Genomic DNA, 25,876 nt, shown 5'->3' on the forward strand with positions numbered 1-25,876 from the left:
CCCACTGTAGGATCCGACGCGCCGAACGATTCGCGCCGAAAGTGAATCCATCATTAACCTCAGTTCAACAATCGGATCGCTCATGGTTGCTCCGGTCCAGCCTGCCGACCTCGGCTTTTTCTCCTCGCTCGCGGCCTGCGGCAGCCTGAGCGCGGCGGCGCGCGAACTCGGCATCAGCACGCCCGCGGTGAGCAAGCGGCTCGCGCTGATGGAGGCGCGCCTGGGCGTGACGCTGGTGAACCGCACCACGCGGCGCATGAGCCTCACGCCCGAGGGCGAGCTGTACGTGGCGCACGCGCGCCGCATCCTCGGTGAGATCGACGACATGGCTCAGTTGCTGGGCGGCGCAAAGGGCGAGGCGCAGGGCCTGCTGCGCGTGAACGCCACGCTGGGCTTCGGGCGCAGCCACGTGGCGCCGCTGATCTCGAAGTTCGCACGCAAGCATCCGCAGGTGGAAGTGCAGCTGCAGCTCTCGGTCAACCCGCCGCCGCTGACCGACGATGCCTTCGACGTCTGCATACGCTTCGGCGCGCCGCCCGAGGCCCGCGTGATCGCGCGGCGCATCGCGTCGAACCGGCGGCTGCTGTGCGCCTCGCCCGCCTACCTGGCGCGCGCCGGACAGCCCAAGGTGCCCAACGACCTCACGCACCACCGCTGCATCGGCATCCGCCAGGGCGACGAGGCCTACGGCATATGGCGGCTGAGCACCGGGCGCGGCACGGCGCAGCGCACCGAGGCCGTGAAGACGCGCGGCGCGCTCAGCACCAACGACGGGGAGATCGCGGTCAACTGGGCGCTGGACGGCCACGGCATCCTGATGCGCGCCGAGTGGGACATTGCGCGCTACCTGCGCAGCGGCCGGCTGGTGCAGGTGCTGGCCAACTACCGCACACCCGACGCCGACATCTACGCGGTGTATCCGCAGCGCCACCAGCTGTCGGCGCGCGTGCGAACTTTCGTCGACTTCATGGCCGCCGCGCTCGGAAAAGACGACATGCCGCCGAGGGCTTGAGCCGCAATCCGACAAGCGCGGACAGGTGTTTCTGCTACGGTGTTTTGAATCAATCGACACCCGACGAAAGGCCCGCCCATGCCGTCGCGCACACCGCAGACCCTGCCGCCTGGCTTCATACCGCCGTACCTGCTGAGCCGCCTCGCCGAGCACGCCAGCGCATCCATCAGCGCGCGTGCGGTGAACACCCTGACGATCGATCGCGAGCACCGCGCGCTGCGCGGCTTCGTGCCGCCAAAGCTTGCCTCGGGCACAGCGAGCACGACGGCCGCGCGGCCACGCCCGGCGCGACCGAACTCGCCGGAGCGCGCCATCCATGACGCGGCGCACACAACCACGCTGCCAGGAAAGCTGGTGCGCACCGAGGGCCGGCCCGCCACCGGCGACATCGCGGCCGACGAGGCCTACGACCACCTGGGCGCAACCTGGCGGCTGTACCACGACGTGTACGAGCGCGACTCCATCGACGGCGCGAGCATGCCGCTGACCGGCAGCGTGCACTACGGCAAGGACTACGACAACGCCTTCTGGAACGGCGAGCAGATGGTGTTCGGCGATGGCGACGGCGAGGTCATGAACCGCTTCACCATCGCGGTGGACATCATCGGCCACGAGCTCACGCACGGCGTGATCGACCACGAGGCCGGGCTCGTCTACCAGGGGCAGCCCGGCGCGCTCAACGAATCGATCTGCGACGTGTTCGGCGTGCTCGTGAAGCAGCACTCGCTGCGGCAGACGGCGCAGCAGGCCGATTGGCTGATCGGCGCGGGCCTTTTCATGCCGAGCGTGAAGGCCAAGGCCCTGCGTTCGATGGCCGAGCCCGGCACCGCCTACGACGACCCGGTGATCGGCAAGGACCCGCAGCCGGCGCACATGAAGGACTTCGTCACCACCTCGCAGGACAACGGCGGCGTGCACATCAACTCGGGCATTCCGAACCGTGCCTTCTATCTGGCGGCCATGGCCATCGGCGGGCAGGCATGGGAAACCGCGGGCCGTGTCTGGTACGACGCGGTATGCGACAAGCGCCTGCGCCAGGACGCCGATTTCGAGGCCTTCGCAACGCTCAGCACCGACGTCGCCTCGCGGCGCTTCGGCGATGGCAGCGCGGTGCACAAGGCGGTGGCTGGCGCCTGGCAGGGCGTGGGAGTGATCTCGCCATGATCCACCTGCCGCCGCTGAACGAAGCAACCGTCGTGCGCGTGACGCGCGAGGGCGGGGTGGCCTACATGCCGGGCCTGTCGCAGCCGCGCAGCTTCCAGCTCGGCGACTGCACCGCCGAACTGCGCCGGCAGATCGGCGATGCGCTGCAAAGCGCGGTGCCGCATGCGGGGCAGGCTGGTGCCGCGCTGTCCAGCGGCGACCAGCGCTATTACCGCGTCGAGGTGGTCGTGGAAAGCACTGAAGAAGAACACCAACAAATCTCCGTGAGCTTCGAGGTGCCGGAAGCCGAGGCACCTGAAGCGCTGGTGCACCTTTGGAAGGCCGCCGGCAAGCGCTAGTTGCCGGCGGCCACCGTGGCGACCAGCCACACGTTGGCCGCACTGATCACGCCGAACAACAGCCAGGCCAGCGATTTCACCACCGGCCCGTTGGCGAAGCCGCCCATCATCGCGCGGCTGCTCGTGAAGCGAATGAGCGGCCACATCGCAAAGGGCAGCTGGAAGCTCAGCACCACCTGGCTGAGCACCAGCATCTTGCCCACGCCACCATCGCCGAACCACCAGACGCCAAGCCAGGCCGGGCCGAGCGCCAGCCCACGCGTGATCAGCCGGCGCTGCCAGCACGGGATCTTCAGGTCGAGAAAACCTTCCATGATGATCTGGCCCGCGATGGTGCCGGTGAAGGTCGAGCTTTGCCCCGAAGCCAGCAGCGCAATGCCGAACAGCGTGGCCGCGAACGCGCTGCCGACGATGGGTTCGAGCAGCCGGTAGGCGTCGTCGATCTCGGTCACTTCGCGGTGGCCCGTGGCATGAAAGGCGCTGGCGGCGAGCACCATGATGGCCGCGTTGACCAGCAGCGCGAGCGACAACGACACCACCGCGTCGAGCGTGCAGAAGCGCACCGCCTCGCGGCGCGCCGAATCGGTGTCGGCAATCAGCCGGGTCTGCACGATGGACGAATGCAGGTACAGGTTGTGCGGCATCACCGTCGCGCCGACGACACCGATGGCCAGGTACAGCGCGCCCGGCTGGTGCAGCCGCTCCAGGCTCGGGCCGAAGCCCATCGCCACGCCGAACCAGTTGGGCGGCGACATCGCCAGCTCGACGACGAAACAGCCCGCGATGGTGCCGACCAGCCCGAGCACGATGGCCTCCACGCGGCGGAAACCCGCGCCCTGCAGGCCCAGCACCAGCAGCGTGTCGAAGGCCGTGATGGCAATGCCCACCGGAATCGACACGCCGAACAGCAGATGCAGCGCGAGCGCACTGCCCAGCACCTCGGCGAGGTCGCAGGCCACGATGGCCAGCTCGGCGCCCAGCCATAGCAGGCGGTTGACGCGCGGCGAGTAATGCTCGCGGCAGGCGCGCGCCAGATCCTTCTGCGCCACGAGCCCCAGCCGCACGCACAGCGTCTGCAGCAGCATCGCCGCGAGGCTCGCGAGCAGCACCACGAACAGCAGGCCGTAGCCGAAGCGCGAGCCGGCCTCGATGTCGGTCGCCCAGTTGCCCGGGTCCATGTAGCCGACCGACACCAGAAGGCCCGGGCCCGCATAGCGCATCAGCTTCTTGAAGAAAGGCAGGTCTTGCGGAACGGCCACGCTGCCCTTCACTTCGGATGGGCAGAAGGGCGCGGTGGCCGTGCGGGGCAGCGGGAAGAACATGCGGGCGATGATAGGGACAAGGCCGTGGTGTTGTCGCGGACCGGACCAGCGCGACGGCGCCGAATCTCTTAGATTCGACCGTCGTACTACCTTACCAACTGGAGACTCTTTCAATGATTCACGTCGTCGCCGTCATCACCGCCAAGCCGGGCCAGCGCGCCAAGCTGCTCGAAGCCTTTGCTGCCAACCGCGCAGCCGTGCTGGCCGAAGAGGGCTGCATCGAATACGGCGCCACGGTCGATGCGCAGGGCGTCCCGGCATCGAAGGCCAGCTTCGGCCCCGACACTTTCGTGGTCGTCGAGAAGTGGGAAACGCTGGCGCACCTGCAGGCGCACGCGGTCGCACCGCATATGAAGGCCCACAGCGAGAAGACGAAAGAGTTCACCGAGAGCAAGCTGATTCACGTGCTCGAACCGGTCTGAAGCCGGCCTGAGTTTCCCGCCTTCGCGCGCGGCGCGATGCGTGCTACCGTCGCGCCGGGGAGCAGGCATCGCGGATGCACCATGCATGCATCGCACGGCCGCATGGAGAGAGGGACAGCAGGCATGGCGATCTTTCGTTCGCGAGGTTTCCGCTTGCGCGCTTGGCTCGCGCCCGGCGCACTACTGGCCGCCCTTGTTCTGACGACCGGCTGCGCGCCGTTGCTGGCGCCACCCTACGCGGCCGACTACGAGACGCTCGACCGCCTCGAGGCCACGCGCCCCGGACCGGTGGCGCTCGTGAAAGCGCAACCGACCGAGCCGGAACACAAGGTCAACACTGTGCGCCTGCGCAGCGCCAGGCTGCTGTCGCCCAGCGGCAGCTTCGCGCAATACCTGCAGGACGCGCTGATGCGCGACCTGAGCGAAATCTCCGTCTACGACCCGAAGGCGCCCACGCGCATCGCGGCGCGCATCCTGGTTAACGAGATCGACCTCGGCGTGATCAACGGCACCGGCCGCATGGACGTCGAAGTCACCGTCACGCGCGACGGCACGCAGCGCCTGCGCAAGACCTACCGCGCAGAGACCGCCTTCGATTCGAGCTACGCGAGCATCGTTGCAGTGCCAGCCGGACAGGCTGCGTACCCGCGCCTCGTGCGCGCCTTGCTGCGGCAGGTGTATGCCGATCCGCAGTTCGTGGCCGCCATCGGCCGCTGACCTCACAGGCCTGGAGGCGCTTCGATGATGATGTTCTTCTTACTTCCGATGACCGCGATTCGACGTGTTACGGGCGCGGCACTCATGGCCCTGCTGCTTGCTGGCTGCGTGCATCCGATCACGATGATCACCGAGACCGCGCCGCAACGCTCGCCAGCGCACCTGATTCAAAAGAAGGTCGCCTACGTGATGACCGATGCCGATCGCGACCTGGAGGTGATCACCCCCGGCGGCAGCGGCGACCGCGTGAGCTACTACCCGTATCGCGACCTGGAGAAGTCGATCCGCGATGCGCTGCGCGCGGTGTACCGCGACGTGGTGGTGCTGCGTACCGCCGGTGACGCGAAGGCGAACGAAGCAGCCGGCGTGTCGCTGGTGTTCGCACCGCGCATCAAGACCGACTCCAGTTCGTCGTCGTTCATCAGCTGGCCGCCGACTTCGTTCACGGCCGAGGTTTCGTGCGTGGTGACCGACGCTGCGGGCGCCGAAGTCACGCGCGTGCGTGCGACGGGCAACGGCACGGCGGAGTTCGGCGAGTTCAAGGGCGACTTCGGACTGGCGGCTCGAAGGGCTGCAACGCGGTTGACGTCGCAGCTGAGCAGCGAGATTCGCAGGGACGAGAAGTTGCGTTGAACTACCGTTGCGCGTGCCGGCCTTCAAGGCATAGGACTTGCAGTGTTTCTGCCGCTTGCATTCGATCTAAAGAGGCCGAATCTCATGCTTGGAGATCGCGTTGGCCACAGTCTTCGAAAACTCTTCAGCACTCTCTTCTTCGACAACTTCACTAACTGGGGCCTTGCGAAGGATGCTGACCGCCTTTTCATAAGCATCATTCAGCGCAGCATCCGTCGGCTTGCCCACAAGGAAGTAGACGTGAAAGTCTTCGCGTGCATCCTTGATGCTTGACACCTGCCCCAACCACCGATGCGCTTTCTCCTTGATCGATGCATCGCTTGAAAGGTCGAACGAGAGCGGCTCGTAGCAATGCCAGGCGCCGTTCTTCCACGCATGCTCAAACTTCACCGCATCGTCAGCTACGGCAATTACTTTTTCCTCTAAGTGGGACAACACGTTGCGCTTCTCGAGTTCAGTCCGGAAGTGCTTCCAGACATCATCATCCTTGCGAGGCACATTGGTGAGGTCTGTGTCGTACTTCGTGACGAACCTCTGAAATAACGCCAACAACGTCATCGGCAAGTCCTTGCTCAGTCCACTTCCGACGGGTGACCACTGCAACGAACTATCGTCTGCGCGTATGACCGAATGCACCAGTTGCTCGATGCGCCCGACGCCCTCTTGGTCTACTACCCTTACTGCACTGAAGTCACCCTCCGCGATGTGATCGAAAGTCGTCTGAAGACGCTTCATCCTCGCGCGAAAGACATCGGGATCGACCGAGGGAAATGCCTTCTTCACACGCCCATAGGCAGTCTTGAACTTCGCGCCAACATACGAGCCCCGCGCGGCCATCAACACCACACCGACGTTAATGAACTCGCCCGTCCCGATGTCGTGGACGTAGCGCAATACGACGTAACTGTAAGGCGTGCGAGCGGTGGTATTCATGACAAAGCCCTCTTCAGTTCTGTCCCTGCCGGGTTGAGGTTGTCGCGAAGGGACATGATAAAGGTTCTGGCCTTGGCGACCGTCTGTACCTCAGCCGCCCATGAGGGTGGGAGGGCATCGGCGTAGTCGCTGATCCGCTGGTCTGTCAGAGCAGCAAGGCGGGTGCACACACCCTCGATCGGATAGTTGGCTCTACCTCTCAGACGGCTATAGAAAACATGCTCCAGCGGGGGGCGCACACCGTCCAATGCATTGACTTGCCAAGGCTCCTTCCAGAACAAATTCAGGTCTGTCATCAGCGCAAGTTCATGGTCGAAAATTGCAAAGCGCTTGCCGTTTGTCAGTAGATTGTGGTTCTTTACATGCCGGTCCCCGTTGGTCAGCCAGCAATCGAGGGCGAAGATCTCGATTGCTTCTTGCTCAAGGGCACTAGACATCCTGCCGGCTGGCTCGATCCAGACGGAATAACCATCTGGCAGTCTGCGAGAGCCATATCCGAACCCGTCGCTCTTGCGCAGAAAGTCGGCAACCGTCAAATCAGGGATGCTGTCAATAAAGTCTGCCGAGAGTTCAACTAAGTATGGTGCTGGCACAGGCAGGCCAATATCCAAGGCGAGCATCGCGGTCATTGCCTCACGAATTAGCCCTCCAATGGAACAGCCTTCAGAAAACTTCGCGACGAGCTCCACCTCTCCGTCAACGCCATCACAAACAATAAGCATCGGTCGAGTGCGGCCATTGCTCATCATTCGGTCAAAGCGAATCGCTTCAACACGCTCAAACATGTGATCCCTCCTCGAAATGGCAACTGATTCTTTGCCCGCATTCTCTTACGCTTTGTGGTGTGCGCTTTTCCAGAAGAATCCAACCGAATTAGCGAAGCGGGCATTCGTCTCAACGCCATAAAAAAACGCGCCCTCGGGCGCGTTTTCGTTGAAGCCGCGAAGCCTTACTTCGAAACAACCTTCACCATCTCCAGGCACTTGTTCGAGTAGCCCCATTCGTTGTCGTACCAGCTCACGAGCTTCACGAAGGTGCCGTCGAGTGCGATGCCGGCTTCGGCATCGAAGATCGAGGTGCGCGGGTCGCCGCGGAAGTCGGTGGCCACGACCTTGTCTTCGGTGTAGCCCAGCACGCCCTTGAGCGCGCCTTCGCTCTGTGCCTTCATTTCAGCGCAGATTTCCTTGTACGTGGCTTCCTTCACCAGCTCGACCGTCAGGTCGACCACCGACACGTCGGAGGTCGGCACGCGGAAGCTCATGCCCGTGAGCTTCTTGTTGAGCTCGGGGATCACCACGCCCACGGCCTTGGCGGCACCGGTGCTCGAGGGAATGATGTTTTCCAGGATGCCGCGGCCGCCGCGCCAGTCCTTGTTGCTCGGGCCGTCCACGGTCTTCTGCGTGGCGGTGGCTGCGTGCACGGTGGTCATCAGGCCGCGCTTGATGCCCCACTTGTCGTTCAGCACCTTGGCCAGCGGGGCCAGGCAGTTGGTGGTGCAGCTGGCGTTGCTGACGATGGCTTCGCCGGCGTACTTCTTGTCGTTCACGCCGTAGACGAACATGGGGGTGTCGTCCTTCGACGGTGCCGACAGAATGACCTTCTTGGCGCCCGCGTCGATGTGCTTCTGCGCCGTTTCCTTGGTGAGGAACAGGCCCGTCGATTCGAGCACGATGTCGGCGCCGACTTCGTTCCACTTCAGCTGCGCGGGGTCGCGCTCTTGCGTCAGGCGGATCTTCTTGCCGTTCACGATCAGCGTGTTGCCTTCAACCGTGACTTCGCCCTTGAAGCGGCCATGCACCGAGTCGTACTGGAGCATGTAGGCGAGGTAGTCGGGCTCGAGCAAGTCGTTGATGGCAACGATCTCGATGTCGTTCTTGAAGTTCTGCACTGCTGCGCGCAGCACGTTGCGACCGATGCGGCCGAAGCCGTTGATACCGAGTTTGATAGCCATCTGACTTGCTCCTAAGGTTGAAAAACTTGTTTGTCGTGAACCGGCACGATCCGATCAGTCGCGCAATGCCGCTTCCACCGTGGCGGCAACGTTCTCTGCCGTGAATCCGAAGTACTTGAACAGCTCCGGCGCGGGCGCCGATTCGCCGTACGTGTCGATGCCGACGACGGCGGCGCAGCCGTACTTCCACCAGCCGCCGGTGCAGCCCATTTCGACGGCGATGCGCGGCAGTTTCTTCGGCAGCACGGCCTTCTTGTAGGCAAGGTCCTGGCGGTCGAAGGTGGTGGTCGAGGGCATCGACACCACGCGCACGGCGATCTTCTTGTCGGCCAGCAGCTTCTGCGCGGCAATCGCGAGTTGCACTTCCGAACCGGTGGCGATGATCACGGCCACGGTCTTCTTGTTCTTCAGGCCGACGGCTTCCGGCTCGGACAGCACGTAGGCGCCGCGGCTGATGTCGCCGAGTTCGCTCTTCGCCGCGTAGGCGATGTTCTGGCGGCTCAGCAGCAGCGCAGTTGGGCGCGACTGGTTCTGCAGCGCCACGGCCCAGGCCACGGCGGTTTCCGCCGTGTCGCCCGGACGCCAGACGTCGAGATTCGGAATGAGGCGCAGCGAGGCGGCGTGCTCGATCGACTGGTGCGTCGGGCCGTCTTCGCCGAGGCCGATGGAGTCGTGCGTGAACACGTGCACCACGCGGCGCTTCATCAGCGCGGCCATGCGGATGGCGTTGCGGCTGTAGTCGCTGAAGGTGAGGAAGGTGCCGCCGTAGGGGATGTAGCCGCCATGCAGCGACACGCCGTTCATGATGGCGGCCATGCCGAATTCGCGCACGCCGTAGTTGATGTGGCGGCCGATCTGGCCTTCGGGGTGCTGTTCGGTGGGCTCGGTGCGGACCACGGCGCCGGTCTTCGAATCGAAGCGCAGAGCGGCGGTGCTCTTGGTGTTGGTGAGGTTCGAGCCGGTCAGGTCGGCGCTGCCGCCGAGCATTTCGGGCAGCGCGGCCGTGAAGGCTTCGAGCGCGAGCTGGCTGGCCTTGCGGCTGGCGACGGTCTCGGCCTTGGTGTGGGCGGCGACCACGGTGTCGAAAGCGACCTGGTGGAAGTCCTTGGGCAGCTCGCCCTTCATGCGGCGGGTGAACTCGGCAGCCAGTTCGGGGAACGCGGCGGCGTAGGCGGCGAACTTGTCGTTCCAGGCGGCTTCGGTCTTGGCGCCAGCGGCCTTGTGGTCCCAGTCGGCGTACACCTCGGCCGGGATCTCGAAGGGCGGGTAGTGCCAGTCGATGGCGTCGCGCGTGAGCTTGATTTCTTCGGCGCCGAGCGCCTCGCCGTGCGCCTTGGCGGTGCCGGCGCGGTTCGGGCTGCCCTTGCCGATAACGGTCTTGCAGTTGATCAGCGTGGGCTTGTCGGTCGACTGCTTGGCCTTGGCGATGGCCTTGGACACTTCGGCGGCGTCGTTGCCGTCGATCGGGCCGATCACGTGCCAGCCATAGGCGTGGAAGCGTTCGGCCACGTTGTCGATGTACCAGGGCTTGACCTGGCCGTCGATGCTGATGCCGTTGTCGTCGTACAGCGCGATCAGCTTGTTCAGGTGCCAGGCGCCGGCCAGCGCGCAGGCTTCGTGGCTGATGCCTTCCATCATGCAGCCGTCGCCCAGGAAGGCGTAGGTGTGATGGTCGACCACGTCGTGGTCCTTGCGGTTGAACTCGGCGGCGAGCAGCTTCTCGGCCAGCGCGAAGCCCACGGCGTTGGTGATGCCCTGGCCCAGCGGGCCGGTAGTGGTTTCCACGCCCGGGGTCACGTCGACTTCAGGATGGCCGGCGGTCTTGCTGTGCAGCTGGCGGAAGTTCTTGAGCTCGCCAATGGGCAGGTCGTAGCCGGTGAGGTGCAGCACGGAGTACAGCAGCATCGAGGCATGGCCGTTGGACAGCACGAAGCGGTCGCGGTCGAACCAGTGCGGGTTGGCGGGGTTGTGGCGCAGGTGTTCGCCCCAGAGTGCGACGGCCATGTCGGCCATGCCCATCGGTGCGCCCGGATGTCCGGAATTTGCTTGTTGGACGGCATCCATAGCCAGAGCGCGGATTGCGTTGGCCATCAGGGCGTGGTTTGCCATGTGCGGTGGACTTTCGGAGGGAAAAGGGAGGATTGGGGTCGGGAGAACCCGTGATTTTACCGGGCGAGCCCCAACCGCCCCCGATACAGCCTGAACACCCTTCCGATGTTCTTGTGCGGCGGGCGGACTGCTAGAGTTGCCACCCATGCATGGGCTGCACCTCACCGCCGACCTTCACGACTGCCAATGCGGTCCCCAATGGCTCATCGACGGCCCCGCCTTGGGGGCTGTCTGCATCAAGGCGGTGTCGGCCGCGGGGCTGCAGGCGGTGGGCAAGCTGGTCCACTCCTTTCCTGCCACGCCGCAGGGGCCGGGCGGGGTCACGGCCACAGTGCTGCTGGCCGAATCGCATCTGTGCATCCACACCTGGCCCGAGCAGCGCGGCGTGACGCTCGATGTGTACGTCTGCAACTTCGGCGGCGACCATTCGGCCAAGGCGCATGCGCTGATGGAGTGCCTGATTTCGGTGTTCCAGCCCCGTCATAGCGAGCGCAACGAACTGCGGCGCGGGCAGATCGCAGCGTGAGCACCGTGCGGGCCATGATCCTGGCCGCCGGGCGCGGCGAGCGGATGCGGCCGCTGACCGACGCCACGCCCAAGCCCCTGCTCGAAGTGCGCGGCAAGCCCCTGATGCAGTGGCCGATGGAGGCGCTGGCTGCCGGCGGCTTCACCGAGCTGGTGGTGAACACCGACTGGCTCGGCGCGCAGATTTCGGACCGCTTCGGCCCAGCTCCCTTGCTGGATGGGCATATTGCGCTATCAATTTCATACTCCGACGAAGGCCGTGACTTCGGCGGTGCACTCGAAACGGCCGGCGGTATCGTGCGTGCGCTGCCCCTGCTTGGCGATGTGTTCTGGGTCGCGGCCGGCGACGTGTTCGCGCCGGAATTCACCTTCTCGCAGGCCTCGGTCGACCGCTTCGTCGCCAGCGGCAAGCTCGCCCACCTGTGGCTGGTGCCGAACCCGGCGCACAACCTGAAGGGCGATTTCGGCCTCTCGGGCAAAGGCCTCGCGCTCAACACGGCCGACCAGAAGTTCACCTTCTCGACCATCGGCCTCTACCGCGCCGCGCTCTTCGCACCGCCGTACTGCGACATCCCGCCCGGCAACCCGGCCGGCCGCAAAGCCCCATTGGCGCCGATCCTGCGCGCCGCGATGGACAATGAACTCGTGAGCGCCGAGCTCTACACCGGCCCCTGGACCGATGTGGGCACCCCCGAACGACTCGCCCAACTGAACACCACGCCAAGATGACTTCAGCAGCAGCCTCCACGATGACGATCTACGCCGAGCGCCGCGCGCGCCTCGCTTCGCAACTGGGCAAGGATGGCATCGCGATCATCCCGACCGCGCCCGAGCGTCCGCGCAACCGCGACACCGACTTCCTGTACCGCCACGACAGCTACTTCTATTACCTGACCGGCTTCACCGAGCCCAACGCCTGGCTGGTGCTGGCGGGCGACGGCCGCGCCACGCTGTTCTGCGCGCCGAAAGACCTGGAGCGCGAGATCTGGGACGGCTACCGCCTCGGCCCCGACGCGGCGCCCGCAGCGCTCGGCGTCGACGAAGCCTTCTCGGTCACCGACCTCGACGCGAAGCTGCCCAAGCTGCTCGAGAACCGCTCTACCGTGTGGTTCCCGTTCGCCATCCACAAGGGCCTGGAGACCCGCATCGACGGCTGGCTGCAGTCGGTGCGCGCCCGCGTGCGCTACGGCGCGCTGTGCCCCGAGGAGCAGCGCGACCTGTGCGGCCCGCTCGACGAAATGCGCCTGATCAAGGACGCGCACGAACAAGACATCATGCGCCGCGCCGCGCAGATCAGCGCCCGCGCGCACGTCCGCGCCATGCAGCTGTCGGCCCGCATGCTGCGCGAGGGCAAGGATGCGCGCGAGTACCACCTCGACGCCGAGCTGCTGCACGAGTTCCGCTTGGGCGGCTCGCAGTACCCGGCCTACTACTCCATCGTCGCGGCCGGCGCCAATGCCTGCGTGCTGCACTACCGCGCCGACGCGGCGCCGGTGCGCAAGGGCGAGCTGGTGCTGATCGATGCCGGCTGCGAGCTCGACGGCTATGCCAGCGACATCACCCGCACCTTCCCGGGCGACGGCAAGTTCAGCGGCCCGCAGCGCGCGCTGTACGACCTGGTTCTGGCCAGCCAGGACGCCGCGGCCGCCGCCACCAAGGCGGGCAACCGCTTCACCGACCCGCACGACGCCGCCGTGAAGGTGCTGGCGCAGGGCATGCTCGACTTCGGCCTGCTCGATGCCAACAAGGTCGGCGGCGTGCAGGACGTGATCGACTCGCGCGCCTACTTCCAGTTCTACATGCACCGCACCGGCCACTGGCTCGGCATGGACGTGCACGACTGCGGCAGCTACGTCGAGCCCACGCAGGTCGGCGAGGTGAGCGAGCGCAAAGATCCGCTGTCGAACGAAGTCATCAAGAACCGGCCGAGCCGCATCCTGCATCCCGGCATGGTGCTGACGCTGGAGCCCGGCATCTACGTGCGGCCCGCCGACGGCGTGCCGGAGCAGTTCCACAACATCGGCATCCGCATCGAGGACGACGCAATCGTCACGGCCACCGGCTGCGAGCTCATTTCGCGCGGCGTGCCGGTGAAGGCGGACGAGATCGAGGCGCTGATGCGGGCCTGACGCCCGGACGCCATGAACGTCCAGCCGCTGGCCGCCCGCTACGCCATCGAAACGACGCCCGGCGGCGGGCTTCGAGCCGTGGTGCCCGCGCGCAAGCACTGGCTGTTTCTGCTCTTCATGTGCGTGTGGCTGACTGGCTGGTGCTTCGGCGAGTTCACGGCCGCGAACCAGCTACTGCACCCGAGCCGCCACGACACCGACCGGTGGTTCCTCACGCTCTGGCTCACGGGCTGGACCCTGGGTGGTGCATGGGCATTCTTCTGCGTGCTGTGGCAAGTCTTCGGCCGCGAACTGATTTCGGTCGAAGAAGGGTCGCTGGTTCATCGCGTGGAAATCTGGGGCCTGGGGCGCACGCGCGCCTATGCGGTGCATGCGATTTCGCGCCTGCGGGTCGTCGAGTTCTCGTTCGATATCTTCCGCAATCAACGCGCGTCGATGCCGCCGCTGTTCGGCGCGGGCATGGGACCGATCGCGTTCGACTACGGACAGCGCACCTTCAGGATCGCGCCTTCGCTCGACGAGGCCGAGGCCCGTTCACTGGTCACGATTTTGGCCGAGCGGTTGCCGCGCGCTGTGCGCGAGCTGTAACGGGCTGGCGCGATCGCGGTGCCGACGCATTCTTGACGGCCCGCTGCGACACCGGCGGCGACGCATGCCGCGCCTGCAGGAAGTCGATGAACACCCGCAGCTTGCGCGGCATCTGCGCACGGCTGGGGTAGTACAGGTAGAAGCCCGGAAAGGTCGGCCACCAGGGCTCCAGCAGCGGCACCAGCTTGCCGCTTGCAAAGTCTTCGCGCACCGAACCCTCGAAAGACGTTGCAATGCCCGCACCCGAACGTGCTGCCGCCAGCAGCAGGTCGCTGTCGTTGCTGATCAGCGGGCCGGCGAGTTCGACGTCCAGCACGCGCCCGTCCTGCGCGTATTCCCATCGATAGATGCCGCCTGTGGTCAAGCGGTAGTTCAGGCACTGGTGCTCGCGCAGGTCTTCGGGCGTGCGCGGCAGCTTGCGTCCCTTCAGATAGCTGGGCGCCGCGTAGGTCACCATGCGCACCGGCCCGCCCACCGGCACGGCGATCACGTCCTGCGCCAGGCTTTCGCCCAGGCGAATGCCGGCATCGAAGCCGCCTTCCACGAGATCGACCATGCGGTTGTCGCAGACAAACTCGAGCGTGATGTCCGGATAGGCGGCGGCGAAGGCGCCGAAGTGCGGAAAGAAGAGCAGCTCGGCCGCCACGCGCGAGACGTTCAGGCGCAACAGGCCGGCAGGCTTGTCGCGCGCCTCGTCGATGCCTTCGACCGCCTGCGCGAGCGCGGCCAGCGCGGGCTGCGCGCCTTCGAGAAACTGCTGGCCCAGCTCCGTCACGCCGACGCGGCGCGTGGTGCGGTCGAGCAGGCGCACGCCTAGCTTCTGTTCGAGCGTGCGCATGGTCTGCGAGAGGGCCGAGGGCGACACGCCCAGCTCCTGCGCGGCGCGCGTGAAGCTGGCGTGGTGCGCCACGCGGGCAAAGGCGGCGATGGCGGGCAGGAGCTCGGGGGACATGGCGGCCATTATGAAGACGGGCTTCACAAAGATGCCATGGCAGCCACCCTAGCTCATGCGTCGAAGCGCACGACGAGCTGCGTTCCCGTATAGGTCGGCGTGACCTTGAAGCCCGGCGCATTGATGGCCGAGAACCGGCCGGTCAGCGCGCCGCTGCTGATGACGGTGAGCGTGTCGCCCGCGCTGGGCGCAAAGCCGGGCTTGAAGCTCAGGGTCAGCGTTCCGTCCAGCGCGGCCACGCCGGCCACGCTCAGGCGGCCGGCACCATTGCCGCCGAGATTCAGCTGCAGCGTCGTGCCTGCCAGCTGCGTGTAGGCGCCCGCCATCGTGACCGCCGAAGGCGCATTGCAGACCAGCGTGCCGCCACCGACGTAGACATTGCCCTTGCCGAAGGCCGCCGCAGCGTCTGCCTGCAGCGTGCCTTCCACGAGCTGCGTGCCGCCCGCGTAGCTGTTGCTGCCGCCGAGCGCGAGCGTGCCGCTGCCCTTCTTGGTGAGCTTGCCGGCGCCGGAGATGTTGTTGCGCCAGCTGTCCATCGCATTGAAGCCGCCGAGGCTGGCGTCCATGGTCACGACCACGTCGCCGTTGAAGACACCGTAGCCGTCGGCCGCGTCGAACAGGTTGAGGCGGCCCCAGCCTTCGGGGTCGTCCATCACCGGGTAGCCCGAGGCTACGGCCGTGGTCTTGAGCACCACGCGGCGTTGGGTGGCGTCGAGGTAGGGCAGGCGCGTTTCGAGCAGCACTTCGGCGCCCTTGGGCACCACGGCCGGCTTGGTCGCATCGGCCACCTGCTTGAAGCCGAAGGTCAGTCGGCGCAGGTAGTCGGCCTTGCTCGCGGCGTGGTCGGCGAAGCGATCAGTCGCGGTGCCCTGTGAATGGGCAAAGTTGTTGAAGGCGGCGGCATCACTCGCACCCACCGCGGCCATCAGCACGGACTGTGCCTGCGCATACGCTGCGCTCTTGCGCGCAACGTTGGCGCCGGTGGCCAGGCTCGCGGCCGCCGCGGCCTGGCCCTGTATGCGGCCGCCGACCACGTCCAGCGGCGAGTGCATGCCCGCCAGGATTCGGTTCTCGCCGAGCTCTAGGCCGCGCGCCACCATCTCCTGGAAGCGCTGCGGCACCACGTAGCCGAACGCGATGGCCTTGCGCACGGCCTCGGCCGTGTGGCCGCTCACGAAGCCGCCGTCGGTGGTGGGCGTGCTGCTCTTGGCGGGCTCCAGCGCAGGCACCACCTTCACGCTGCTGCTCCAGCGCCATGGGCGCGCGTACTTGTAATAGCGCTTGGCGGGTTCGGTGGAGGCGTTCTCGCCGATGTTGTTGAGCAGGTCCACCACAGTGCCGAAGGTGGGGTTGGCGGCGCCGGGCACGCCGATGTCGCTGCCGCCGTCGTTGTAGAGCACGGTGGTGGCGTCGGCGGCGATGCCGGTGATGGTGGTGCTCTGCTGCGTGGCAGTGCGCCAGGCACTGGTAAGCGGCCCCATGCCGTCGCTGATGCTGTAGCCCTTGCCGCGGCGGTCGTCCAGGTAGGCGGCCAGCTCCTGCGCACTGGTGCGCGCATTGGTGGCGTCGACGACGTACTGGATATTGCTGTTCAGCACCCCGCTGTTGAGGATCTTGCCGTCGGTGGCGTCGCCCGGAATGCCGCTCCACGTGGATGCAACGACAGCCGGAAAGCTGCCCTGCGCAGGGGCCGATACGCCTGCGTCGACCAGCAGCGTGCTGGGCTGCCAGAAGTCGAGGAAGCCCGCCACCACACGCACGCCGGCATTCGTTTCCTTGGTCGCATAGCGCGCATCGCCGCGCTGGTTGGTCGCGACGTTGTCGACGAAGGGCGGTATGGCGACCGTATCGGGCACGGGCGCGGTGTCGGTGAAGCCCAGGTCCTTCGGCGGACCGGCCACGACAACGGCAGGTGGGTTCGTGGTGGCCGGCGGCGTGCCGGTAATAGGGAACGAGGCGCCGCCGTCACCACCGCCACCGCATGCCGAGAGGCACAGTGCCGCGATGAGGGTGATGGCGAAGGGCCGGCTGAAAGACGAAAGGGGCGACATGGCGAAGTGAATGGAAAGATTGAAAACGCAAACGGACCGGACCGGTCGTCCGATGCAGTCCGCGCAATCTATCCACGCAACAAGTCGTTTTTATTAATAATCATCTGGCCGATGGCACAGATAGAGTCCGGAGCCAGTTAACAAGTACCCGCCCGGGTCATTTCCCAGCCCATGCCCACCATCCTGCTGATCGACGATCACGCCATGTTCCGCGAGGGCCTGGCACTGGCCTTGCGCCAGGAAGATCCCACCCTTGTGATCGAGACAGCCGGCAATGGCACCGAAGCGCTGGCCCTGCTTGCGCAGATGCCGTCGGTGCCCGATGCGGTGATGACGGACTTCTACCTGCCCGACGTGGCGGGCGCCGCGCTCCTGGGCCAGTTGCGCCGGCGCCGGGCCGGCCTGCGCATCCTCGTGCTGTCGGCATCCGAAGATCCGCAGGACACCGAAACCGCGCTGGCCGAAGGCGCGCACGGCTTCGTGCACAAGTCAGCCGACAGCAGGCAGCTGATGGATGCCCTGCGCCGCGTCATGCAGGGGCAAAGCGGCGTGGTGTGGGCATCGCCGCTCGGCCCGGCATCGATGCCGATCCTGGCGGGCGCCGTCGATCCGCTGACCCGCCTGTCCGCGCGCCAGACGGAGGTGCTGCACTTGCTGTGCGAGGGCTTGCGCAACGCCGACATCGCGCAGCGGCTGAGCACCACCGAGCGAACCGTGAAGGCGCACATCTCGGCCATCTTCGCGGGGCTCGAGGTGAACAGCCGCACCCAGGCCGTGATCGTGGCCCGCCGTGCCGGGCTCCTGGGCCGCCCTCGCTAGTTTGTGTGATGGCGCCTGTCATTGGCCTTTGGTTCAATGCGCCGCACACGAGCCCGGCCTAGCATCGAGGCCGATCGCTCCGCCACCACACACACCGAGAGTTCTGCATACATGCTTGATATTCCGCAAACCAGATTCGACGAGCTCGGAAAGAGCCTCTGCGAGTACTACGAGAAAGAAATGTCGGCAGGTGTGCGCATGCTCCTTGACCGGATGCGCACCAAGGACTGGGGCGTGGTGAGCGCGGCCGTCGTCCAGAAGACCGACCTGGTCGAGCGGACCTGGGATGCCTTCCGCGCCAAGTCGAACGACAGCTTCAGCGTGCCGTTCAAGAAGAAGCTCACCATGCTGCTGGGCGAGTACTGCGGCAACACAGCCGACATGCAGAAGCTGGTGCTCAAGGGCGTTGCCGCCGTGGCCAAGGCGGGGCTGGGCGCCATTCCGGTGCCCGGCGCCAAGTACCTCAAGCAGGTGGTGACTGGCACCGTCAAGCTCGGGGGCCTGATCGTCGGCGAGGCCGAAGGCGGCCTCGACCGCTACCTGCACGGCAAGAGCATCCGTGAAGCCGACGGCGTGATCGCCAAGCGCGGCAACGAGGACGCCGCAGCGCTCTTTCGCGATGACCGCGATGCGATGGCCGCCGCGGAAGCGGCCATGTCGCAGTACAAGCACATCGCCAATCTGATCAATTCCATGCCGGACCAGATCACCGGCCTGAACGACGCCGTGCTCTATCCGGGCGTGGCGGCCAAGGTGCGCATGGCCGCGTCCGACCTGCGCCAGCAGCTCATCAAGATCAACGCCTACGTGGAAGGCATGCAGGTGCGTGCCGAGCGCGTTGCCGAGCTGATGCACAAGGACACCGACCAGATCTCGGAACGCATGGTCGATATCGCCAAGGACGTGGTGTTCAATGCGTATCACACGGCCCGCGCGGATGCCCGACAGGTGTTGACGGGTATGAACCCCAAGGGCAAGCCGTACCAGCCCGGCAGCAAGCCGGTGCTCAAGCCGCCGTCGGCGAACGAGGGCGGCGCCACGCAGTTGGCCAACCTGGTCGCCTATGCGCTGGCGCTGGGCAACTACGACGCCTTCGAAATTTCGGCGCCCACGCTGGTGTCTTCTTCCAATCCCGCCGTGCCTGTCGGCCGTTCACTCGGCACTGCCGTGGCGCCCATCGGCGGGCAGCCGCCGCGCATTCCGCCGCCGGTGCCACCGCGGCCCTGGGTCCGCTGATCAGGCCAGCAGCTGCGCCATTGCCGCGCGCAGCAGCGCCGGGTCCACCGGCTTGTGCAGCAACGGCCATCCGCGCGCGGCCACCTCGATCAGGCGCTGCGGATCGGTATCGCCGCTGACCAGCAACGCGGGAATGGCGTCGTCGTTGTATTCCTCGTGCAGGCGGTCGATGGCCTCGATGCCGGTCTCATGCTCGCGCAGGCGGTAGTCGCTGACGATGAGGCTCGGCTTGCCGGGCGTCGCGGCGGTCAGCTCGAGCATTTCGGCTGCGCCGGCAGCGGCGATCACGCGATGGCCCCAGCCTTGCAGCAGCAGCTGCAGACCGTGGCGACTGGGCGCATCGTCCTCGATCACGAGGATGAGTGCGGACTCCGACTCTGTTTGCGGGAGCCCCTGCGAAGCCGTGTCCGGGGCCGCGCCATGCACGGGGGCGCCGACTTTCGCCGTCGGCACCGTCAACGCAAAGACGGTGCCCCGCCCGACACGCGATCGCATCGCGAGCGGATGCTTCAGCAATGCAGCCGTGCGGCGCACGATGGCCAAGCCCAGGCCCAATCCCTTGGCACGGTCACGCTCGGGGTTGCCCAGCTGGTGGAACTCCCAGAACACGCGCTCATGCTCCTCGGGCGGAATGCCGGGGCCGGTGTCCCACACCTCGACGCGAAGGGCATTGCCCGCGCGCCGACAGCCAACCAGCACGCCGCCGTGCTTCGTGTGGCGGATGGCGTTGTCCACCAGGTTGCGCAGGATGCGGTCGAGCAGCGCCGGGTCAGACAGCACCGAGGCATCGGAAGGCCGCATGCGCAGCGCCAGAGAACGGGCCGCGGCCTGCGGCGCGAACTCCAGCGCGATCTGCTCCAGCAGCCCCGCCAGCGCAACGGGCTGCACCCGCGCCCGCACCACGCCAGCATCCAGCCGCGAGAGGTTCAGCAGGCCTTCGAACAACGCGCCCATGGCCTGCGTCGCACGCGAGATGTTGTCCACCAGATGGCGGCTGAGCGAAGGCAGCGCCTGTTCGCGCAGCACGCCGACGAACAGGCTCAGGGCATGCACCGGCTGGCGCAGGTCGTGGCTGGCAGCAGCCAGAAAGCGTGACTTGGCAAGGTCGCTGCGCTCGGCGGCTTCCTTCTCCAGTTGCAGCTGCTTCAGGAGGTCGAGGTTCTCGAAGCCCAGCCGCAGGGAGTCGACCTGCGTGCGGTGCATGCGGTGCGCGAAGGCCAGGGTCACGAAGAGATAGAGCACGCCTGCAAACGCCATCACCTCCAGCAGCGGCTCCTGAAGAAAGGCCATCGAGATCATCGACGGCAGGAAGTACGGCACCTGGAAGCCGTAGAGCAGCGGAAGGTCGATGCAGTAGGCATAGATGGCGCCCGTTCCCATGGTCAGCAATGCGATGACCAGGAACATCTGATGGGCCATGGGCACGCTCAGCATCCACCAGGCAATGGGCAGCCCCCACAGCAGGCCGCCGAGCACCGTGCCTGCCAGCGTGTAGCGGCGCCAGCGATGCAGGGCCGCGCCATCTTTCGCGAGGCGGTAGCGCCACGCACCCCAGCCACGAGCGGCGGTCAGCACTGCGTTGGCTGCGGCCCAGGCGGCCAGCTGCGCATGCGGCACAACGCGGTACAGCGCTGCGATGACCAGCGCCACGGTCAGCATGACGCCGAGCAATGCGAAGGGCAGATTGCGCCGCAGCGCGGCCATGCGGGAGGCGAACACCGGATCGTCGGAGGGCGCGGGCGGCGAAGTACTCATCGGATGGTCAAGGCCAAGGCGTGAAAACGGCCAGCCCCGTGAGGTCGACTGGCCGCAGCAACAAGGAAATCCGGATGCTGATGCAAGCCATCGAGCCCGTCATCGGACTTTAGTCCAATGCGCCGCCAGGTCCTGCGTCTTGAAGCGCGGCTTCATAAAGCTTGAAGGTGGCACGGCTTTGTTCCACAACGCCCGGCAGGTAACTTTATCGCCAGGCCAACGCTGCCATCTCAACTCGAAAAGGACATTCACCATGAAGCTCGACAACTACCTCACCCTCGGCCGCTCCGGCCTGCGCGTCAGCCCCATGTCGCTGGGCACGATGACCTTCGGCCAGGAATGGGGCTGGGGCGCGGACGCGGGCGAATCGCGCCGCATGTTCGATGCGTATGTGGAGCGCGGCGGCAACTTCATCGACACCGCCAACTTCTATACCAACGGCAGTTCCGAACGGCTGCTGGGCCAGTTCATCGCCGACAGGCGCGAGTCGGTGGTCGTGGCCACCAAGTACTCGCTCAACATGCAGCCAGGCAACCCGAACGCGGGCGGCAACCACCGCCGCAACATGGTCCGCTCGGTGGAGGCCAGCCTGAAGCGCCTGGGCACCGACTACATCGACCTGCTGTACCTGCACATCTGGGACAACCTGACGCCCTTCGACGAAGTGATGCGCGCCTTCGACGATCTCGTGCGCTCAGGCAAGGTGCTTTACGCGGGCATCTCCGACACGCCGGCCTGGCAGGTCGCGCGCATGCAGACGCTGGCCGAGCTGCGCGGCTGGGCGCCGCTGGTGGCGCTGCAGATCGAGTACAGCCTGATCGAACGCACCGTGGAGCGCGAGCTGCTGCCGATGGCGCGCGAGCTCGGGCTGGGCGTGATGGCGTGGTCGCCGCTGGGCAGCGGTGTGCTGTCGGGCAAGTACACGCGCGCCGACCTGGACTATCGCAAGGACCCCGATTCGGGCGTGACCGGCTCGCGCAAGGACGTGGCAGCAGGCAACGGCGCGCTGACCGCCCGCTCGCTCGACATCGCCGAGGTGGTCGCGCAGGTCGCGAAGGAGCAGGGCCGCTCGCCCGCGCAGATTGCACTGGCGTGGCTGCTGCACCGCAGCGCGCCGACGGTGATGCCGATCATCGGCGCGCGCACCTTCGCTCAGTTCGAGGACAACCTTGGTGCGCTCGATGTAGAGCTCGACGGCTCCGCGCTGCAGCGCCTCGATGCGGCCAGCGCCGTCGCGATGGGCTTCCCGCACGACTTCATGGCGCTGCCGATGACGCAGGGCGTGCTCTCGGGCGGCAGCTCGGTGCGGCGGCCGGCATGAAGAGCGCGATCTGCGGGCAGGCGCTGCGCATCACGCCGTGATCGACGCGGCCAGCAGCAGGCTGCACAGCGTGACCGCTGCGGCCGCGAATGCGATCCAGTGAAAGCGGCGCGGCGCATAGCTGAGCAACCCCACCGTGGATAGCGCTGCCGCCGTGAGCGCACCCAGCCAAAGCACCCAGCCAATCGTGCTGCCCGCCACCCGCAGGCTCGCGACCAGCGACAGGCACAGCAGCACGGCGCCACCCAGTTGCAGCCAGCGCCGCCACGGGCCCGGCGTGCTGCCGCGGCCGAAGACGTCTTCGCTGTGGCGGTCCATCGCAAGGCTCAGCGCGCAGAAGCCCGCAAGCGATGCGGCGAACACGAGGCCGAGGAGCAGCGAGTCGCTCGTCATGAGCCCTGGCCCGAAGTGGCAAGCGTCGATGATGGTGGTGGCGTCTTCGCCGCCGCCTGCTTCGCAATCGACTTGCGGCGCTTGCGCTCCACGAGCCATGCAGCGCCCGCGAGCCCCAGGCCCAGCGCGATCACGACCAGGTCGAAGCCCGCCACCGAGGTCGGGCCGTTGCGCAGGCTCACCGTCAGCGGCGCGGGGCCGGTGAACGCATTGAGCACCGGCAGCCCCGCGAACAACAGCGCGCCCAACGCAAGCTGCGCTTGCCACATGCGCAAGGTGGGCCGCAGCAGGCCCAGCACGGCGGTCGTGCCCCAGACGATGAAGAACCAGCGGATCTCCGCTTCGCCACGCTCGACCACATCGACTGGCAGCAGGCGGTTGGCCCAGAAGAAGGCAGCCATCGCGACGGGCAGGCCGGCGACGGCGCCGAGATTCAGTCCGTCGACCAGCCGCAGCCCGAAGCTGACGCGGCCGCCCTGCTTGAGCGTCTTCGCGAACTTCTGCCGTTCCTTCACGGCCCACATCAGAAGCCCCGTCGCGACCATCAGGCAGCCCGCGAGCCCCGAGAGGAAGAACAGCGCGCGCAGCAGCGGATCGCCGAAACGGCCGATGTGCAGGCCGTAGAGCACGCCGCGCGTCTCGGCCGCCGGTTTGGGCACATCGCCGAACGCGCCGATGAGCGCGCCGGTCGCGCCGTTGAACTGCATCGACGGCTGGTCGTACGACAGCTGCGGCCCCTCGGCGCGCGTGAGCGAAACCACCGCGTTGGCGTCGTTGGGCTGATGCACCGTGACGCGGCCCACCGCCGCGCCGCCCCAGTGCGCGGAGGCCTGCGCCATCATCGGCGCGATGGGCGCTAGCGGCACCCTGTTGCCCGAGGCCTTGAACTGGTCGCGGCCACTGCCGGGAAAGGCCTCGGAGAAGAAGGCCTGCTCGCCGCCGCGGTCCTTGTAGGCCACCTGCGGACCCCAGGGCATGTACATGAACATCAGCGTGACCAGGCCCGTGTACGTGATCATCAGGTGATAGGGCAGCGCGAGCACGGCGGTGACGTTGTGCGCGTCGAGCCACGAGCGCTGGCCCTTCTTCGGGCGGAAGGTAAAGAAGTCCTTGAAGATGCGCTTGTGCGTGACGATGCCGCTGAAGATGGCGACCAGCATGAACATCGCGCAGAAGCCGACGATCCAGCGTGCCCACAGCGCGGGCATGTAGTGCAGGTCGAAGTGCAGGCGGTAGAAGAATTCGCCGCCCCGCGTGACGCGCGGTGCGCTGATGGCTTCGCCGGTGGCGGGATCGAGCGAGGCGCGGTCGAAGCGGCGGCGGGGCTTCTCGCCGGCCTTGGCAGTTGCTGCAGCACCGGCCGGTGCGGGCGGCGCGAGGTACAGCACGTCGGTCGACGGCTGGCGCTCATTCGGCAGGTTGATGAACCAGCGCGGGCTGTCCGCAGCGCGTTGCTGCAGGTAGGCTACGGCGCTCTCGACGGCCTTGACCGGCGGCACGGCGTTCTGCGCGACCGCGTGCAGCTCCGGCTTCATCCAGAACGTGATCTCGTCCTTGAAATACGAAGCCGTGCCAGCCGCGAACACCATGAACAGCACCCAGCCGACCAGCAGGCCCGACCATGTGTGCAGCCAGGCCATCGACTGGCGGAAGCCTTCCTTCATGCGGCGCCTCCGGTGGTGCGCATGAGCAGCAGCAACAGCAGGGCCAGCGGTGCCGCGACGATGACGAGGCCGGACCAGGCCCGCAGCGCGGTGCGCGCGGCAAAAACCCACATCACCGCGAACGCGAAGATGGCGAAGGAAGCGAGCGTGCCGGTCATCGCGGCTTCGCTGCGGGCCATGCCGAAAGCGGCAGGCAGGCAGAGCGCAAGCACGGCGGCGGACAGGGCGGCGACGCCGTAGCCGCCGAAGATGGCTGCTGCTGCGCGAGAGGCCACGCCGAGGCGATAACGAACGCCGATGGTCACGGCGCGCGCCGGACGGCGGGCGGGGTCGTTCGGGGATTCATGAAAGGGAAAAGGGCTAACGAAGATGAGAATGATACTCATCTGGCAAGAACTTTTCCCTACCGCCCAGTCTGCGAGCCGGGGCTTTCGCCCCGGCCAGGGCAACTTACTTCGCCTGCAGCAATGCCCCGACTTCCAGCAGCACCAGCTCGTTGTCATCCGCCTTGTTCGGCTCGCGGCTGCTCGAGAAGGGCAGGTTGTTGTCGTTGCCGACCACGATGTGCGTGGCGTCGACCACGTCGACGTTTTCGATCGTGAAGAAAGGGAACTTCAGCACGCCGTCGTTCAGCGGCTTGCGTGCGAGCTTGTCGGGGTCGGCGATGTTCAGCAGGTCGATGTAGCCGATCTTGCGCACCGGGCCGCCCACGTTCGCGTCGCTCAGCTCGACCTTGTAGACGCGCTTGAACTTGGCGATGTCATGAAAGCAATCGGTGCGCTTCTGGCCTTCGGGGCAGGCCTTGTCGCTCGTGCCTTCGCCGTTGTCGCGCTCGATGATCAGGCCCGTGGTGCCGTCGATCATGTTGAAGTCGCCGATGGCGTTGCCATTGGCTTCGAGCACGTATTTCCAGTGGCGGCCGGTCCACTTCTCGGTGGCCACGTCGAACTCCAGCACGCGCAGCGCTTCCTTGCCTTCGACCTTTTCGTAGTCCTTGGCCTCGGCGTTCCACACCGGGCCTTCGAGCAACGCATAGAGCTTGCTGCCGTCCTTCGACGAGGCCATGCCTTCGAAACCCTTGGAGCGTTTGATCTGGAAGTCGACCGCGCCACCCGGTGCGCCCGGCGTGGTCACGGCCGGATGGTCGGGAGAGCGCACGACCTTGCCGTCGACCTGCGTGTCGAACACCGCGAGCACCTTGCCCTTCAGGTCGGCCTTGATGAGGAAGGGGCCGAATTCTTCGCCGATCCACAGCGCGCCGCCGGCAAACTGGAAGCTCTCGGGGTCGAAGTCGGAGCCCGTCAGGTAACGCTGCTTCGTGCCTTCGTGGACGATGCGGAAGGGCACCTTCTTGTCGGGGTCGTGCAGGAAGATGGTGTTGATGCGATTGAGCTTGCCGCCCTTGAAGTCCACCTTGTAGTGGTTCAGGTAGAGCATGAAGTCGGGCGAGTTGGCCTTCGCGCCCGCACCGTTGTCGGTGAGGATCCAGAAGCTGCCGTCGTCCATCTTCTTGATGCCCGAGTGGCCCTGCAGGGGCTGGCCCTTGAAGGGCACCGACACGCCGGTGCCGCGGCCGGCCGAAAGACCTTCGACCGTGCCGACCGCTTCGACGCGCTTGCCGGTCGTGAACTTGCCGCTGACCTGCAGGTCGGCCGGCGCATCTTTGGGCGCGGCCACAAAGCTTTGCGCGGGCAGCACGGCGTGGCCGGAGAGCGTGGCGGGGAAGGCGGTCTGTGCGGCCGCGGCGCCGCATGCGAGCGCAGCGGCGAGGGCGACGAAGGACAGGGAAGCAAGACGCATCATGAGCAGGAAAGTGTTCAAGTTAAAGACACGCGACCATGC

The 25,876-nt window shown here is 66.4% G+C and carries 25 protein-coding genes; 13 read left to right on the plus strand and 12 right to left on the minus strand.

What is annotated here, in order from left to right; genetic code table 11:
* Window positions 1–82: 82 nt before the first annotated feature.
* The 3 genes from ACSFCA_RS18425 (at window position 83) to ACSFCA_RS18435 (ending at window position 2,514) form a co-directional block, all read left to right on the plus strand.
* Window positions 83–1,012 carry a LysR family transcriptional regulator gene (locus tag ACSFCA_RS18425; protein ID WP_258352133.1) on the plus strand — a complete coding sequence of 310 codons (930 nt, stop codon included), beginning with the start codon at window positions 83–85 and terminating at the stop codon, window positions 1,010–1,012.
* A gap of 78 nt (window positions 1,013–1,090) precedes the next feature.
* Window positions 1,091–2,176, plus strand: a complete 1,086-nt coding sequence (locus ACSFCA_RS18430; protein ID WP_435460274.1) for a M4 family metallopeptidase — start codon at window positions 1,091–1,093, stop codon at window positions 2,174–2,176.
* Window positions 2,173–2,514, plus strand: a complete 342-nt coding sequence (locus ACSFCA_RS18435; RefSeq protein ID WP_435460273.1) for a protealysin inhibitor emfourin — start codon at window positions 2,173–2,175, stop codon at window positions 2,512–2,514. The genes ACSFCA_RS18430 and ACSFCA_RS18435 overlap by 4 nt, the downstream gene beginning before the upstream one ends.
* On the opposite strand, the gene ACSFCA_RS18440 is transcribed toward ACSFCA_RS18435, so the two are convergent.
* Window positions 2,511–3,836: an Nramp family divalent metal transporter gene (locus ACSFCA_RS18440; protein WP_435460272.1), complete on the minus strand. Its 1,326-nt coding sequence runs from the start codon at window positions 3,834–3,836 to the stop codon at window positions 2,511–2,513. The genes ACSFCA_RS18435 and ACSFCA_RS18440 overlap by 4 nt on opposite strands.
* Before the next feature lie 113 nt (window positions 3,837–3,949).
* Here ACSFCA_RS18440 and ACSFCA_RS18445 point away from each other — a divergent pair, with 113 nt between their 5' ends.
* From ACSFCA_RS18445 to ACSFCA_RS18455, 3 genes are all read left to right on the plus strand, one after another.
* On the plus strand, window positions 3,950–4,258 hold the full coding sequence (locus tag ACSFCA_RS18445) for a putative quinol monooxygenase (protein WP_258352129.1): 309 nt from the start codon (window positions 3,950–3,952) through the stop codon (window positions 4,256–4,258).
* Window positions 4,259–4,411: 153 nt separating this feature from the next.
* Window positions 4,412–4,975 (plus strand): YajG family lipoprotein, encoded by a 564-nt coding sequence (locus ACSFCA_RS18450; RefSeq protein WP_435460271.1) that lies wholly within the window; start codon window positions 4,412–4,414, stop codon window positions 4,973–4,975.
* Between the two features lie 84 nt (window positions 4,976–5,059).
* Window positions 5,060–5,608: a hypothetical protein gene (locus ACSFCA_RS18455; RefSeq protein WP_435460270.1), complete on the plus strand. Its 549-nt coding sequence runs from the start codon at window positions 5,060–5,062 to the stop codon at window positions 5,606–5,608.
* A gap of 66 nt (window positions 5,609–5,674) precedes the next feature.
* On the opposite strand, the gene ACSFCA_RS18460 is transcribed toward ACSFCA_RS18455, so the two are convergent.
* The 4 genes from ACSFCA_RS18460 to tkt all read right to left on the minus strand — a co-directional run bounded on the left by ACSFCA_RS18460 (window position 5,675) and on the right by tkt (window position 10,601).
* Complete coding sequence (locus tag ACSFCA_RS18460) at window positions 5,675–6,541, minus strand: DUF3037 domain-containing protein (RefSeq protein WP_435460269.1); 867 nt, start codon at window positions 6,539–6,541, stop codon at window positions 5,675–5,677.
* Window positions 6,538–7,326 (minus strand): HipA family kinase, encoded by a 789-nt coding sequence (locus tag ACSFCA_RS18465; protein ID WP_435460268.1) that lies wholly within the window; start codon window positions 7,324–7,326, stop codon window positions 6,538–6,540. The genes ACSFCA_RS18460 and ACSFCA_RS18465 overlap by 4 nt, the downstream gene beginning before the upstream one ends.
* A gap of 164 nt (window positions 7,327–7,490) precedes the next feature.
* The gene (gene gap / locus ACSFCA_RS18470) at window positions 7,491–8,492 is read right to left on the minus strand and encodes a type I glyceraldehyde-3-phosphate dehydrogenase (RefSeq protein WP_435460267.1); all 1,002 of its coding nucleotides are present in this window, start codon (window positions 8,490–8,492) and stop codon (window positions 7,491–7,493) included.
* Window positions 8,493–8,546: 54 nt separating this feature from the next.
* The gene (gene tkt, locus ACSFCA_RS18475) at window positions 8,547–10,601 is read right to left on the minus strand and encodes a transketolase (protein WP_435460266.1); all 2,055 of its coding nucleotides are present in this window, start codon (window positions 10,599–10,601) and stop codon (window positions 8,547–8,549) included.
* Window positions 10,602–10,746: 145 nt separating this feature from the next.
* Here tkt and speD point away from each other — a divergent pair, with 145 nt between their 5' ends.
* Genes speD through ACSFCA_RS18495 form a run of 4 tightly spaced genes read left to right on the plus strand, consistent with a single transcriptional unit; the run spans window position 10,747 to window position 13,843 of the window.
* Window positions 10,747–11,127 carry an adenosylmethionine decarboxylase gene (speD, locus tag ACSFCA_RS18480; protein ID WP_435460265.1) on the plus strand — a complete coding sequence of 127 codons (381 nt, stop codon included), beginning with the start codon at window positions 10,747–10,749 and terminating at the stop codon, window positions 11,125–11,127.
* 14 nt (window positions 11,128–11,141) lie between these two features.
* Entirely contained in the window at window positions 11,142–11,855 is a 714-nt protein-coding gene (locus ACSFCA_RS18485; RefSeq protein ID WP_435460533.1) for a nucleotidyltransferase family protein, read from the plus strand.
* Window positions 11,852–13,255, plus strand: coding sequence for an aminopeptidase P N-terminal domain-containing protein (locus tag ACSFCA_RS18490; RefSeq protein ID WP_258352124.1), 1,404 nt, complete (start codon window positions 11,852–11,854; stop codon window positions 13,253–13,255). The genes ACSFCA_RS18485 and ACSFCA_RS18490 overlap by 4 nt, the downstream gene beginning before the upstream one ends.
* Window positions 13,256–13,267: 12 nt before the next feature.
* Window positions 13,268–13,843, plus strand: coding sequence for a hypothetical protein (locus ACSFCA_RS18495; protein WP_435460264.1), 576 nt, complete (start codon window positions 13,268–13,270; stop codon window positions 13,841–13,843).
* Here the strand turns inward: ACSFCA_RS18495 and ACSFCA_RS18500 are convergent.
* Both ACSFCA_RS18500 and ACSFCA_RS18505 read right to left on the minus strand, forming a co-directional pair.
* Window positions 13,797–14,795: a LysR family transcriptional regulator gene (locus ACSFCA_RS18500; protein WP_435460263.1), complete on the minus strand. Its 999-nt coding sequence runs from the start codon at window positions 14,793–14,795 to the stop codon at window positions 13,797–13,799. The genes ACSFCA_RS18495 and ACSFCA_RS18500 overlap by 47 nt on opposite strands.
* Before the next feature lie 53 nt (window positions 14,796–14,848).
* A complete protein-coding gene (locus tag ACSFCA_RS18505; protein WP_435460262.1) occupies window positions 14,849–16,846 on the minus strand; it encodes a phosphatase PAP2 family protein in 1,998 nt (665 codons plus the stop codon).
* Window positions 16,847–17,017: 171 nt separating this feature from the next.
* On the opposite strand from ACSFCA_RS18505, the gene ACSFCA_RS18510 reads away from it, so the two are divergent.
* Together ACSFCA_RS18510 and ACSFCA_RS18515 are read left to right on the plus strand one after the other, a co-directional pair.
* On the plus strand, window positions 17,018–17,665 hold the full coding sequence (locus ACSFCA_RS18510; protein WP_435460261.1) for a response regulator transcription factor: 648 nt from the start codon (window positions 17,018–17,020) through the stop codon (window positions 17,663–17,665).
* Between the two features lie 198 nt (window positions 17,666–17,863).
* The gene (locus tag ACSFCA_RS18515; protein ID WP_435460260.1) at window positions 17,864–18,901 is read left to right on the plus strand and encodes a hypothetical protein; all 1,038 of its coding nucleotides are present in this window, start codon (window positions 17,864–17,866) and stop codon (window positions 18,899–18,901) included.
* Here ACSFCA_RS18515 and ACSFCA_RS18520 read toward each other — a convergent pair whose 3' ends face one another.
* Window positions 18,902–20,656 carry an ATP-binding response regulator gene (locus ACSFCA_RS18520; protein ID WP_435460259.1) on the minus strand — a complete coding sequence of 585 codons (1,755 nt, stop codon included), beginning with the start codon at window positions 20,654–20,656 and terminating at the stop codon, window positions 18,902–18,904.
* A gap of 253 nt (window positions 20,657–20,909) precedes the next feature.
* On the opposite strand from ACSFCA_RS18520, the gene ACSFCA_RS18525 reads away from it, so the two are divergent.
* Window positions 20,910–21,977 carry an aldo/keto reductase gene (locus tag ACSFCA_RS18525; protein ID WP_258352117.1) on the plus strand — a complete coding sequence of 356 codons (1,068 nt, stop codon included), beginning with the start codon at window positions 20,910–20,912 and terminating at the stop codon, window positions 21,975–21,977.
* Window positions 21,978–22,007: 30 nt separating this feature from the next.
* Here ACSFCA_RS18525 and ACSFCA_RS18530 read toward each other — a convergent pair whose 3' ends face one another.
* The 4 genes from ACSFCA_RS18530 to ACSFCA_RS18545 all read right to left on the minus strand — a co-directional run bounded on the left by ACSFCA_RS18530 (window position 22,008) and on the right by ACSFCA_RS18545 (window position 25,837).
* Window positions 22,008–22,370, minus strand: coding sequence for a DUF3325 domain-containing protein (locus ACSFCA_RS18530; protein ID WP_258352116.1), 363 nt, complete (start codon window positions 22,368–22,370; stop codon window positions 22,008–22,010).
* A complete protein-coding gene (locus ACSFCA_RS18535; protein ID WP_258352115.1) occupies window positions 22,367–24,034 on the minus strand; it encodes a PepSY-associated TM helix domain-containing protein in 1,668 nt (555 codons plus the stop codon). Before ACSFCA_RS18535 ends, ACSFCA_RS18530 begins: the two co-directional genes overlap by 4 nt.
* Window positions 24,031–24,339, minus strand: a complete 309-nt coding sequence (locus ACSFCA_RS18540; protein ID WP_258355393.1) for a DUF3649 domain-containing protein — start codon at window positions 24,337–24,339, stop codon at window positions 24,031–24,033. Before ACSFCA_RS18540 ends, ACSFCA_RS18535 begins: the two co-directional genes overlap by 4 nt.
* Window positions 24,340–24,484: 145 nt before the next feature.
* Complete coding sequence (locus tag ACSFCA_RS18545) at window positions 24,485–25,837, minus strand: esterase-like activity of phytase family protein (RefSeq protein WP_258352114.1); 1,353 nt, start codon at window positions 25,835–25,837, stop codon at window positions 24,485–24,487.
* Window positions 25,838–25,876: the final 39 nt, after the last annotated feature.

Source organism: Variovorax multivorans, assembly GCF_051216835.1.
Lineage (GTDB): Bacteria > Pseudomonadota > Gammaproteobacteria > Burkholderiales > Burkholderiaceae_C > Variovorax.